General features: G+C 63.0%; 12 protein-coding genes, 1 pseudogene and 1 riboswitch. Of the genes and pseudogenes, 3 read left to right on the forward strand and 10 right to left on the reverse strand.

Features of this window, described 5'->3' with window-relative positions; translation table 11 throughout:
• Window positions 1-22: 22 nt before the first annotated feature.
• The 5 genes and pseudogenes from M1E05_RS02010 to M1E05_RS02030 form a co-directional block, all read right to left on the reverse strand.
• Entirely contained in the window at window positions 23-1,564 is a 1,542-nt protein-coding gene (locus M1E05_RS02010; protein ID WP_458112419.1) for an amino acid permease, read from the reverse strand.
• Between the two features lie 49 nt (window positions 1,565-1,613).
• Window positions 1,614-1,838, reverse strand: a pseudogene (gene aspA, locus M1E05_RS02015) (aspartate ammonia-lyase); the annotation flags it as partial.
• On the reverse strand, window positions 1,805-2,890 hold the full coding sequence (locus tag M1E05_RS02020; protein ID WP_458112418.1) for an asparaginase: 1,086 nt from the start codon (window positions 2,888-2,890) through the stop codon (window positions 1,805-1,807). The gene M1E05_RS02020 and the pseudogene aspA, both read right to left, overlap by 34 nt.
• Before the next feature lie 20 nt (window positions 2,891-2,910).
• A complete protein-coding gene (locus M1E05_RS02025; RefSeq protein ID WP_458112417.1) occupies window positions 2,911-3,642 on the reverse strand; it encodes a FadR/GntR family transcriptional regulator in 732 nt (243 codons plus the stop codon).
• Between the two features lie 76 nt (window positions 3,643-3,718).
• On the reverse strand, window positions 3,719-4,474 hold the full coding sequence (locus M1E05_RS02030) for a phosphotransferase (protein ID WP_461164286.1): 756 nt from the start codon (window positions 4,472-4,474) through the stop codon (window positions 3,719-3,721).
• A gap of 434 nt (window positions 4,475-4,908) precedes the next feature.
• Here M1E05_RS02030 and M1E05_RS02035 point away from each other — a divergent pair, with 434 nt between their 5' ends.
• The gene (locus M1E05_RS02035) at window positions 4,909-5,130 is read left to right on the forward strand and encodes a CYTH domain-containing protein (RefSeq protein ID WP_461164287.1); all 222 of its coding nucleotides are present in this window, start codon (window positions 4,909-4,911) and stop codon (window positions 5,128-5,130) included.
• A 6-nt stretch (window positions 5,131-5,136) separates the two neighbouring features.
• Here the strand turns inward: M1E05_RS02035 and M1E05_RS02040 are convergent, their stop codons facing one another.
• Both M1E05_RS02040 and M1E05_RS02045 read right to left on the reverse strand, forming a co-directional pair.
• On the reverse strand, window positions 5,137-5,784 hold the full coding sequence (locus M1E05_RS02040; RefSeq protein ID WP_458112415.1) for a class I SAM-dependent DNA methyltransferase: 648 nt from the start codon (window positions 5,782-5,784) through the stop codon (window positions 5,137-5,139).
• A 46-nt stretch (window positions 5,785-5,830) separates the two neighbouring features.
• Window positions 5,831-6,448 carry a uracil-DNA glycosylase family protein gene (locus M1E05_RS02045; protein ID WP_458112414.1) on the reverse strand — a complete coding sequence of 206 codons (618 nt, stop codon included), beginning with the start codon at window positions 6,446-6,448 and terminating at the stop codon, window positions 5,831-5,833.
• Window positions 6,449-6,644: 196 nt separating this feature from the next.
• Between M1E05_RS02045 and M1E05_RS02050 the strand changes: the two genes are divergently transcribed.
• Window positions 6,645-7,145 carry a hypothetical protein gene (locus M1E05_RS02050; RefSeq protein ID WP_458112413.1) on the forward strand — a complete coding sequence of 167 codons (501 nt, stop codon included), beginning with the start codon at window positions 6,645-6,647 and terminating at the stop codon, window positions 7,143-7,145.
• Between the two features lie 7 nt (window positions 7,146-7,152).
• On the opposite strand, the gene M1E05_RS02055 is transcribed toward M1E05_RS02050, so the two are convergent.
• From M1E05_RS02055 to M1E05_RS02065, 3 genes are all read right to left on the reverse strand, one after another.
• Entirely contained in the window at window positions 7,153-8,628 is a 1,476-nt protein-coding gene (locus tag M1E05_RS02055; protein ID WP_461164288.1) for an amidohydrolase, read from the reverse strand.
• Between the two features lie 72 nt (window positions 8,629-8,700).
• A complete protein-coding gene (locus tag M1E05_RS02060) occupies window positions 8,701-9,999 on the reverse strand; it encodes a Y-family DNA polymerase (RefSeq protein ID WP_458112411.1) in 1,299 nt (432 codons plus the stop codon).
• The gene (locus M1E05_RS02065; protein WP_461164289.1) at window positions 9,992-10,423 is read right to left on the reverse strand and encodes a LexA family protein; all 432 of its coding nucleotides are present in this window, start codon (window positions 10,421-10,423) and stop codon (window positions 9,992-9,994) included. Before M1E05_RS02065 ends, M1E05_RS02060 begins: the two co-directional genes overlap by 8 nt.
• A 205-nt stretch (window positions 10,424-10,628) precedes the next feature.
• A riboswitch (cyclic di-AMP (ydaO/yuaA leader) is annotated at window positions 10,629-10,786 on the forward strand.
• A 2-nt stretch (window positions 10,787-10,788) separates the two neighbouring features.
• Here M1E05_RS02065 and M1E05_RS02070 point away from each other — a divergent pair.
• Window positions 10,789-12,144 carry a hypothetical protein gene (locus M1E05_RS02070; protein ID WP_461164290.1) on the forward strand — a complete coding sequence of 452 codons (1,356 nt, stop codon included), beginning with the start codon at window positions 10,789-10,791 and terminating at the stop codon, window positions 12,142-12,144.
• Window positions 12,145-12,147 lie beyond the last annotated feature (3 nt).

Genomic DNA, 12,147 nt, shown 5'->3' on the forward strand with positions numbered 1-12,147 from the left:
CCGTCGGACTTAACCGGAAGGGCTAGATACGGTCTTCCGCGCCGCGAGCCGGGAGGTTGGCCACCACCGGGGACATACCGGTGTAGCCCTCGCGGGCTTCAGCGATCTCATGGATCTGCTTCCGGCACGCGTACCAGCCAACCACCATCAGGGCGCAGGCGACGAGCGTGACCAGGAGGGTCAGCGGTGAGTCGATGAAGACCATGACCAGGACCCCGACGAGGAACAGGAGGGAGAGGTATCCGGTGTAGGGCGCTCCGAACATCCGGAAGGAGGGGCGTTTGAGCCAGCCCTTGTCTGCCCAGCGCTTGAGCTGCATCTGGCACAGCACGATCGTGGCCCAGGTAACGATGATGCCGACGGAGGCGACGTTCAGGACGATTTCGAAGGCATCGGAAGGGACGAGGTAGTTCAGCGGAACGCCCAGGAGCGAAACACCGGCAGTGATGGCGATGCCGCCGTACGGGACGCCAGCCTTGTTCATGCGCTGGGCGAATTTAGGGGCGGAGCCGGCGACGGACATGGAGCGCAGGATCCGGCCCGTGGAGTAGAGCCCGGCGTTCAGGGATGACAGCGCGGCGGTGAGGACCACGAGGTTCATGATGACGTCCACGCCCTGGATGCCAATGGAGCCGAAGAAGGTCACGAAGGGGCTGACGCCCTTTTCGTAGGCAGTGAAGGGCAGCAGCAGCGCGAGCAGGATGACGGAGCCGACGTAGAACACTGCGATGCGGAAGACCACGGAATTAATGGCCTTAGGCATGATCTTCTCAGGGTTTTCGGTCTCGCCTGCCGCAGTACCGACGAGCTCGATCGAGGCGTAGGCGAACAGCACACCCTGCATCAGGATGATCATGGGCAGGATGCCGTTCGGGAAGATTCCGCCGTTGTCGGCGATGAGGCTGAAGCCCACTTGCTGGCCGTCAACGGGGGTGCCGAAGATGACGAAGTAGCTGCCGATGACCAGGAACGCGACCAGGGCGGCGACCTTGATGATGGCGAACCAGAACTCCATTTCGCCGAAGACCTTCACGGAAACGAGGTTCAGACCCAGAACAACAACGAGCGCGATCAGTGCCCAGGCCCATTGTGGGACATCAGCCATCCAGGGCACGTAGTGGCCGAAGAAGTTCATGTAGAGGGCAGCGGCAGTAATGTCAACGATGGTGGTGGTGGCCCAGTTGATCCAGTAGAACCAGCCGGCGACGAACGCGGCTTTTTCCCCGAAGAATTCCCGGGCATAGGAGACGAAGGAGCCCGAGGAAGGCCGGTGCAGGATGAGTTCGCCCAGGGCCCGGAGGATCAGGAAGGCGAAGAAGCCACAGACGGCGTAGGCAATGACCAAGGACGGGCCTGCGGCGTTGAGCCGGCCACCCGCGCCGAGGAACAGGCCGGTGCCGATGGCGCCGCCGATGGCGATCATCTGGATCTGCCGCGGCTTCAGGCTCTTGTGGTAGCCCTTATCCTCGGCATGGAGCAGGCTTTCGCTGGCGTGCGCCTGGGCCGGGATGGTGTGGTCCGTGATGGCCGCTTGTTGCTCGGCGGCCACTGGGGGCTGTGTCATGGTGAGTCCTTTTCTTGAGGGAGGGACTTTTTGAGTGGAGCGATTGGGATTACTCGGGTGTGCCAGGTTGCGGGCTGGGCACTTGGTCGAGCTGCGCTTCAGTGAGCAGCCCGTGTTCAAGGACCAGCCCCACGGCGCCCTTGCTGGTGGCGAGGGCTTCCTGAGCCATTGCTGTGGCCACCGTTGCTTAGCCCGGGTACGGGTTCAGCTCGGCGACCAGCCCGATTGACTGTTCCACGGTCAATCGGAGGTATGGGGTGTTGGCGGTGTTGCCACCTGTGGGAAGAGGAAGTCTGCAGCCTGGAGAAGGCCCACCTGATGGCCGCCTCCCAGAACGGGCGCGGTGGCGATGCCTGCGAGCGGGGAGGTGTCGACGTCGAGCGCGTCCAGGACGCGCACGGTGACAGGCATACGCGCGCGGTCACCGCCGTCGGAAATTTTCACGGCAACTCCACGGCCATCCGGGAGGCCCACCAGCTGAACGCCTTCAAAGCCGTCCTTTGCTACCAGCCCGGGGACCAGCCGCATGAGTTCGGTGACGTCGCGGCCCTCGCCGGCCACCATCTCCGGATGGCGGGCCATGGCACGGGCGACGGCGGCTTCCGGGCTTCCATCCGTTGTTTCGGCCTTCCGGTGCGCTTCGGGATCTACGGCGGTTGCTGCAGCAGCCAGCCGGCCGAAGGCGCGGGCCATTCCGAGCAAGGTCAGGGGGTAAAGGGGAGTCCCGCAGCCGTCGGTGCTGATCCCTGCCGGTGCCTCGCCAGTGAGGTCTCGGATGGTATCGGCCACAAGTTTCTGGAGAGGGTGCTCCGGATCAAGGTAGCCGCGGACCGGCCAGCCATTGATCACGCACGTGGCGGCCATGGCCGCGTGTTTTCCGGAGCAGTTCTGGGCCAGCTGGCTCTTCTCCCCGCCGTTTCGAAGCCATTCCTCACGCTCAGGGGTTCCATACGGGAGGTCTGTGGTGTTTTCCAGAGCGTCCGGAGTGAGCCCGTGGAGTTCGAGGATCCTCAGGGCACCGTCCCGGTGGATAGCGGCACCGGAGTGGCTCGCAGCCGTCAGGGCCAGCAGTTCCGGGGAGATGTTGAGTCCGCCGCGGACCAAGGCAACTGCCTGTAAAGGCTTCAAGGAGGAACGCGGGTAGAAGGGTTTCAGGGGGTCCCCTGCCTCCAGCAAGGTTCCGGCGTCGGGAGCCGTTGCGATGAGGGAACCGTAGTGAACGCCTTCAACCAGACCGTCGCGCGTGAGGACCGCGAGCGGAGTGTGCCGCGGCAGCAGGAACTGCGCCGGGTCTGAGGCGTGCTGGGCTAAGGCGGGGGAGAGCATGGAGTCCTTGAGTCTTAGGGTTACTTGTTCAAGATGGAGTTGAGAGCGACGCCGACGGCGTGGAGATGCGCCTCCATTGCGGCCTGGGCGTCGATGGTGCTGCCTGCTTCGATGGCTTGGAGAATGTGTTCGTGTTCCCGGTCGGAGGCGATCTTGCGGTCGGCCACCATGTTCAGGGTTTCGGACTGGTTGGCGAGGGCTTCACGGATATCCGCGACGACGCTCTCAAAAACCCTGTTGCCGCTGGCGCGTGCGATCGCCGCATGAAAGCTGGAGTCCAGGGTGACCCAGACTTCTGGATCGTCCTCGGATGCCATGGCGGCGACAATGTCGCGAAGGCTTTCGAGTTCTTCCTTGGTGCGGCGCTGAGCGGCAAGCCCTGCTGCAGGAACTTCAATATGCGGGCGGGCTTCTGTGAGATCCCGGGCCGAATACTGGCCGAGAACCAGGTCCGCGGCCACCCTGTTGGCAATCACAAATGTCCCTTTGCCAGTCCGCGTCATGGTGAGCCCCAGGGCAGTGCATGAGCGGAGGGCTTCGCGTACCACGGAACGGCTCACACCGTACTCCTGGGCAAGCGCGGCTTCAGAACTGAGCTTGGCACCGACCTCGAGCTTGCCCGATTCGATTTCCCCGCGGAGAACGTTGAAGACAGCTTCGGCAGCGCCGAGGCGCGCCAAGGGGCGGCTCGGTACTGTAGCGGCTCTTTCGGCGGCAGGCTGTCCTGCTGTCCGGCTGTCTGACAGGTTCACACAAGAAATATGGCACGGGTCACAGCTCGCTGTCAAAGTCGCCAGCCCAGAATCTTCTATGTGTTAAGTTGGCGTGCTAGTTGCACCTCTGAGCGGCTACGAGCTGCAGAATCCGGTCCACCGCATCGTCGTAGGGGTAGTAGTCGTGGGTGCGCCGGCCATTGAGGTGATCGGTGACGATGCGAAACAGGGCAGCACGGATGAGGTGCTGAGGAAAGCCGGGCTTCGGGCTGATCGTTTCCAGGAGCGACAGCGGGGCGTCCTCGAAACACACCGCGTCTACTGCAACGACTGCGACCGAGTACTCGACAGGTCGCCAGTAGAGGGTCAAATCGATAACGGCAGGTGGAAGGACTGAATCGAACAAAACGTTTCCGCTCAGGTCGCCATGGATGAGGGCGGGCGGATCGGAAAGGGGCCTGCGCGCGCTCATGAGATCCGCTACGTAAGGAGCATCGACGGGTGGACCAGCATGGTCTTCGCTCCATGCAAAGCGGTCAGCCCTTGCCCAGGCATGGGTCCACATATCGATGAAGGCCGGGCGCCGCACGTCAGAGAAAAGCGCGGCAAATTCACGGGCAATTTCCGCGATCTCCAGCCACCGGCCGGTCCGGTGCTCACCGGCCAGGTAGGGGAAGGCCGTCCAGCCATCCACAATCAATTTCCCGAACCGGCTTCTGATCGGAAGGCTCAGCCGCAGGCGACTCTCGGCGGCATGCACAGGTGCGACCTCGTCCAGCCAGAGCAATTCCTGCGGAAGCACATCGAGAGGCTTCAGCGTTACTTCGCCGGCCTTCCAAGCAGTTCCTCTGCCGCCCGGAAGCTTTGACACGATTCCGGCAGCCGCGAAATCGCCTGGACTTTATGGGGAGGAGGCGCCTCAACAAGATGCCGTATGGCTTCGGAGTCACCAGTCACTCCAAGAGTCTTGCACACGTGGTCTAGTGGACTCATGCCAACGAACATCGAAATCAAAGCACGGGTAGATGGTCTCGAGAAGCTGCTGCCAGCGGTCGCATCCTTGGCGGACATGGGACCCGAATATGAAGTGCAGGATGACATCTTCTTCTCCTGCCCCCAACGGCCGCCTCAAGCTTCGAGTCCTCGGCGAAGGTCACGGCGTGCCTGATCTTCTACAGGACGGCGGACGATCCCGGTCCGAAGCCTTCGTTCTACGTCCACTCAGAAACTGCGGACCCAGAGGGGCTTCGCACCATCCTGACTGGCGCCAATGGCGAAATTGGGCGAGTCCGAAAGCACCGCACTGTGTTCCGCATCGGTCAGACGCGGGTGTATCTTGACCAAATGGACGGTCTGGGCGAGTTCCTGGAAGTCGAAGTCAGTGTCGATGACACTCTGGAATACGACGCCGCTGTCTTAGAAGCGAACCGTCTCCTTGCTGTTCTCGGAATTGAGGACTCCGCGCACGTTGAAGGTGCGTACGTGGACCTCCTCGCCGCAGGCAGCGCCACACCACTCCGGCCCTGAAGCAGGTTACTGGCCCTTTTGGGCCAGCAGCACGGCCTGTCTCGTCCGCTCGAACTCTCTGGGAGCGCGCACCATCTGAGCGACGACCTCGAACCCGGCTTGGACTAAACGGCTCGTGATGTATTCGGGTGTAAACAGGTATGCGTCCAGAGAAATGTCATGTCCATATGCGCTTGCCATGTGACGCGGCCCCTTACCAACCTGGAATCCGAGAAGCAGAAAGCCCCCAGGAGCCAGGACTCGGAGGAATTCCGCAAACAAGGGCGGGAGTTCGTCGGGGGCTGTATGGATGATGGAGTACCAGGCGAAGACCCCTCCGAAGTGAGCGTCTTCGGCGGGAAGATCCGAGAGATCGGCTACGTCGAACGCGAGATCCGGATGTTCGCGGCGGGCGATGCCGATCATCGCTGGCGACAGGTCGACTCCGGAAACCAGAGCGCCTTGGGCTGCGAGTAACGCTGTCATCCGCCCGGCGCCACAGCCGGCATCCAGGACGGAACTAACTTCCGCTGCATTGACGTATTCGATGAAGGCGTTAATTATCGCCCGATCGAGCGGGGTTTCGAAACTGGCGTCAGGAAGCACCTTCGAGTAGCTCTCGGCGACTGTATCGTAGGCCGATCGAACTGAGGCGAGCTCATCTGAAAGGTTCATGGCCCCACGGTACCGGCCTCCAGGGCGAGTACTTCGGGGCGCCTCGCTAGAGGTGCTGGATACCCGCGCGCTGCATTGCGTCTTTATAGATGTCCACGCTCTTGGTGAGGAGTTCCTCTTGCTTCGTCTCGGAAACCGCGAACGCCCGGCCTCCAAGTGCCGTGGCCTTGTAGATCTTGATGCCATGGTTCTTCAGGGACGAGTGATAGGTCTTCTCGAAGAGCGTCAGGAAGGCGTTAGCGTCAGCTCCGTGGGCGATGATCGCTGATACCCGCTTGTTGATCTTCAGGAACTGGCGGAAGGGCCTGAGGCCATCCGTTTTTTCCTGAACGTTGAGGGCGGAAGGCATGTCCGGGTCGCGGACCCACGGGTAGGCGTGCCAGGGCATGACATACCGGGGATCCAGTTCTGCCAGCTCGTAGATGGACGTGGCCCGGCGGGCAGCTTCGTCGTCATTAAAGTGGGAGACAAAGCCTGACTCGGTTCCCCGTCCGGGGCTGGTCTGAAGGCTGACGATGCGGCACTCGTCTTCGTCGTGGACGGGGTCGATGTACGGGACAACCGATCCTGGCCTCTTCGCCATGAGTTCGTCGCAAAGTTGCGTTACAGCCGCTATGTTCGGTTCCTGCAGCAGGGCCTTTTTTTCGTCCCAGTCAATCGTCACGATCTCTCCCTCAGCACACGGCGTCCAGAATCAGGCGTCTGGGTCCACTCTACGCGCTGGCGTGGGGTTGGTGGGTGGGAAACTTTCTGGCGCAGCAGTGAGGGCAGTAATGTGTCAGCCCTGCTTTCGGCGGGATGCGCGTACCGTTGGCAGTCGATGGAGACGCCTCTTCAGGGGTGGAGGGAGCGGCAGGCAGATGGATAGAAACAAGCTCATCGACGATGGGTTCACCGGATTTCGCGCGTTTTCGAATCTGGAAATAAACAGGATTCCGCAGGGTCCCGGAATCTTTGCTGTGCTGCTCCCGGAAGGATTCCAGCCTGTGTTTCTGGCAAAGAGCACGGCGGGGCGGTTCAAGAAAAAGGACCCTTCACTGAATCCGGCCGAGGTGGCCGCCGAATGGGTCGACGGGGCCGACATACTTTATGTGGGGAAGGCTGGCATCGGCAGTAAGGGCAACCGTGGCCTAAGGAGGCAGATCCAGGAACTCGTGGATTTCGGTCAAGGGAAGCCACCCGGTCACTGGGATGGAAGGTTGCTCTGGCAGCTAGCCGACGCCAAGTCCCTGCTTGTCGCTTGGAAAGAATTGCCCCCGGATCAAGTGAACCGCGCGGAGGCGGAGTGCCACGCAGCCTTTCATGCCGTTCACGGCTCACTTCCGTTCGCCAATCTTGTCCAGGCGCGCGCAAAGAACTAAATATTCCTCAACCGTTATAGGTGAACCTCCCGCCCACAACGGTTGCCGCCACTGGCATACGGGCGAAAACGTCGTCCGGAACAGCCAGCGGGTCGCCGTCGAGGATCGCGATATCCGCCCGGTCTCCAACCTGGATCCGTTTCCGTCCCCGGGCCGACGCCGCCAAGGCCTCTTTCCGTGTGATGGACTGCTCAGGGTGCCAAGGCTCCCGCCCGTCCTGCCTTGACCGGGTGGTCGCCGCTGACATCGCCGCCCATGGATCCAGCGGCGCTACCGGAGCATCAGATCCCAGCGCCAGCATGGCTCCCGCTTCCAGCAGTGAGCGCAAAGGGAAGGCCCGGTCAGTGTGACCGGCCCAGTTTGCCTCTGCCGCATCCCGGTCATCCAGGGCGTGCAGGGGCTGGACACTGGCAGTCACGTTCAGGTCGGCGAACCGGCGGAAGTCCTGCTGCCGGACAAACTGGGCATGTTCGATCCGCCCCGGAATGCCGGCGCGCTCGAAAGCGTCGAGCGCCACCTTGTTTGCGGCGTCGCCGATGGCGTGGACAGCAGGAACAAACCCTGCCTCCCCGGCCCTCTCCAACAGCGCCAGCAACTCGGCTTCGCTCACGGTGAGGACTCCCTTTCCGCCATGGGGGTAGGGGTCCACGCAGAATGCGGTGCGCGTGTTGAGGGAGCCGTCGATGAGAACCTTCATCGGTCCGACGCGCAACAGGCCGCTCCCGGGAAAGGCTTGCCCGGTACGGAGCCCCAAGCCGGCGGCGCGCCCAAGGTGCTCGGCATAGACCCCGACGTCGACCCTCACCGAGTCGAATCCGGCCGCCTCGCGCCTCATCCAGGCATCCCGGTTCCACGCCATTTCGAAGTCCACAATGCCGACTATCCCGCGCGACGCTGCAATTCTTGCGGCATCGGCCACCCAGCCATCCACCAGAGGGTCAGGAAGCTGGTCCAACTGGCGCGTGACGGCGAACGCTGCGTCTTCCCGCAGCAGGCCATCGGCATCGAGGAAAACTCCGTAGCGCTTGGCAGCCGCACTGTTCAGCCACACACAATGGAGGTCGTGGCTGAGGAGTGCCGTCGGCTGGCGCCGCGTCACGGCGTCGAGCATCTCCAGTGTGGGAGCGTCGCTCCACACAGCGTCCCGGAATCCGACGCCGACCAGCGTCGTGTCGGACTCCATGCCGCCCAGGTGGGGGCGGAGGAGCTCGACGGCGTTCGTCGCCGACTCTGCGCGGGAAAGATCCAGCCGCTGGGCAGCAAGTGCCCACTGAGTCATGTGGACATGCTCGTCCCAGAGTCCGGGGATGGCGCAGCCGCCGTCGAAGTCCACAACAGTGGGGCGAGCCGGATGGTCTCCCGCCGGCGAGATACGAGAAACCACCCCGCCAGCGATGTGAATGTCAGAGCATTCCGAATCGCCGGGTTGCCGGATGGAGGCAAGAACTACATCGGACGGGGCGGCCGCGGAGGGGTGAACCATAGCAACAGGCTAGGCGTGCAGGAGCAAGCGGCAAAGCGAACCCCGGTGGCGGCAGGGTGATGCGCGTGGGATCTAGGCAGCCTTGACGAGCGGGAGTTCATCCCAGTGCGTGGTGTAGCGCGGGGACATCATGTCGCGTTTCATGGTCCAGTCCGGGCCTCCCCTGATGCCGGCGTGACCCAGTCCGATGGAGCCCCGGCCATAACGGCGGGCCACGTCCTCCAGAAGAGGGCCGATGCCGCGTTCCTCGTGAGGGTTCTCGAACGGAGACAGGGGCGGTTGGTTCCCCGAGGGGCGCAGATCGGTCACCATGATTCCCGCTTTCGCATATTTGATTCCCTCCTGGATCTGCGGCAACAGAGCATGCGCTGCCCGGGTAAGGAGCACGGGATCGGCGGTGGGCATCGGCAACCTGATGCAGGCCGACGGGTAGGAAGTGTCCTGGGGGTTGTAGTAGGACGTGGCGGCGTATGCCGTGAGGACTCTGGTCTGCAATCCGTGCTTGGCCAGCCTGGCGCTGGCCTGCTGACCGTAAATGCTGAGGACCTGGCGAAGTTCATGGACGGTAGTGATGGGCGTGGAGAAGGACCTGCTGAAAATCAACTGGTCCCTGCCGATCCGCTCCTCCTCCATCGGAATGCATGGTGTGCCCTGAAGCTCCAGGACGGTGCGCATCACCATCACTGAGAAGCGGTCCCGGATCATCACAGGATCTGCCTTTGAAAGGTCAAGGACCGACTGGATTCCCATGGCATTGAGGCGTTTGGTCAGGCGGGAGGCGATGCCCCAGATCTCGATCACCGACAGCCGGGCCATCAGTGTTTCCCGCTGGGCGAGGGGGAGGGAATCCCAGAGGCAAACACCGTTGAAGCCCGGATTGTTCTTGGCCCACTTGTTCGCAAGTTTTGCCAGGGTCTTGGTTCCTGCGATTCCGACGCACACCGGCACGCCTACGTTGCGGCGCACGGCGGCCTTCATCTCCAGTCCAAGCCGAAGGAGCTCATCCGGGGTTCCCTTGACGCCAAGGAAGGCCTCGTCGATGCTGTAGACCTCCAGCCAGGCCGAGAACCTGCTGAGGAGTTCCATCACGCGCGCGCTGATGTCGCCGTACAGCTCATAGTTGCTGGACCTGGCCACCAGGCCCCACTCCTTGACCCGTGGTGCGATCTTGAACCAGGGCTCGCCTACCGGGATGCCCAGTGCCTTGGCCTCGGGTGACCGGGTAACGGCACACCCGTCGTTATTGGAGAGCACAACCAGTGGCCGACCTTCCAGGGATGGGTCAAAGGCACGCTCAGCCGAGGCATAAAAACAGTTCACGTCCACGTGGGCGATCTGCTGCATCCGGTGCATCATTGCCGGCTTAGACATGGTGGAGGCACCTCGTGGCCACGCCCCAAATGATGAGGTCGGACAGTGCTGCAACGCGGATATCCGGGTAGTTCGCACTTTCCGCCTGGAGCAGGACGCCGCTTTGTCTGATGCGGAGGCGTTTGATGGTCAGTTCACCGTCCAGTACGGCGATGACCACGGACCCGTCCTTGGGCTCCAGGGCGCGATCGACGATCAATTCGTCCCCGTCGCTGATGCCCGCCCCCTCCATTGAATTTCCCGAGACCCTCACCACGTACGTGCTGGTGATGTCCTTGATGAGGTGTTCGTTGAGGTCGATCCTGCCGTCAAAGTAGTCCTGCGCTGGCGAGGGGTAGCCTGCAGCCACCGCCACAGGGGAGATGAGAACCGTGAGCAGCGAGCTGCCGGCGGCTATCATACGAGGACCCACAATAATGCCCACAACACACCTTCATTCGAATATATGTTCGATAATTCAGTGTACTGCGAGGTCGGACAAAAAGGCCTATCGCATCCGGATGGTGCAACGTGACTCGCCGCCAACCTTTTCCTGTTACCTAAACGTGACTTTAAGGGAGGGTTTCCTGTACGGTTTGTGCGTGGCCCATCTGGATCGGGCCGCGTCCGGGCTGACGCCGAGCTCTGCCACATCCCGGACTCCCAACACTAAGGCAGAGACGGGGGACCCAGAGTCTTCGGGCCGCTACCCAGCGGCCCGTGGGGTGAAGCCGTCACGTCTAACGTGCCGGCCGGTTGACCTCTTCCGAACCCGACAGCTAACCTCGCAGGCGTTGAGAGGCAACCATCATGTCCCGTTCTTTCGATCAGTCGCGCCCTTTACGCGCCGGACGGCATCGCGCAGAAGCTGCGCCATCCGTCAAAACCCCCAGCCCAACAAACCCCGCCGCGGAAGAGCCGAACCTCGGGACGGCTCCCACGGACCCCGTTTCCACCACCGTGATTCCGGCCGCGCCGATTCCCGCAGAACCTGAGCCCACTGCACCGGTTTCCACCGTCACGCGGCGAAGCAGGGACAGGCGCCCGGCCTTTGAAGTACCCCCTGCCCCCAGGACTGCGCCTGTGACTGAAGCCGCTCCGACGACCGTGCAGGAGAGCTCCGCTCCGGAAACCGCACCCATAGCCGAAGTGCGTCCCGCCCCCGCAGCGACGCGACGGAGCAGGACGGGGCGCGCGGCAGTTGAAAAGCCAACGGTGAGCGCATCGGCCGCCGCTGCAATCGACGCCCAGACGAGCGCACATAGCCCTCAGCTGGCTGCCGTATTCAGTTCCAAGCCCGATGATGTCCTGAAGAAAGCCGTTTCGGTTCGTGTCATGGGTCAAAGGATGGCCGTCGTAGCCGGAGCCTTTGCCGTGCTGCTTGGCGTAGGAGCAGCCAGCCAGGCCACAGAGCTGCCCTTCTTCGGCAAGGAAACTTCCGCCCAGGAGGCCCCCGGCACAACGAACGCGACTCGGGCGACCTCCGGAATACGGCCGACCGCCGGAACCACTACCCCCCGGCCAACCGTCTCGGCCACGTCCCCTGGGACAACCAGCGGCACCCCGGCCCAAGCGGCGGCCGGTGCCGATGTCCCGGCGGCAGCGGATCAACAAGGCACTAGCCTGCCTGGTGTGGGCAGCCTCCCCATGCCGGTGGACGCTCCCACCCTGGCGGCAATAGCGGCTGCCTCCACCGCCGCGGCTCCGCCCGCCTCTGCCACGTCCCCGAACGCCCAGCCTCCGGCCTCTTCCTCGAACCCTCAGCCCGCGCCGGCCTCGCCAACGGCGGCACCGGCTCCTGCGACAACCGCAGCACCAGCACCAGCACCAGCACCAGCACCGACACCGACACCGTCGCAGTCACCGAGTACACTGCTGACGCCAGTTACCGGCTTGCTCGACCCCTTGCTGGGCACGGCCACCGCTACGGCTCCCGCAGCCGTGGACGGCGCTGCGGAAGACGTCGTCGATACCAGCACTTATGCCAGCAGCCGCCTGGCCTCGTACGGATGGGGCACCGAGGAGATGACTGCCCTGAGCACCCTTTGGGACACCTCAGCTGGGTGGCGCGGCAGCCAGGTGGACAGGGGCATGAGCTACATCAAACAACGCTATGGTTCCCCGACCAAAGCCTTGGAATTCCGCGCAGCGAATAACTGGTACTGAGGC

Source organism: Arthrobacter sp. R4-81 (assembly GCF_054792365.1).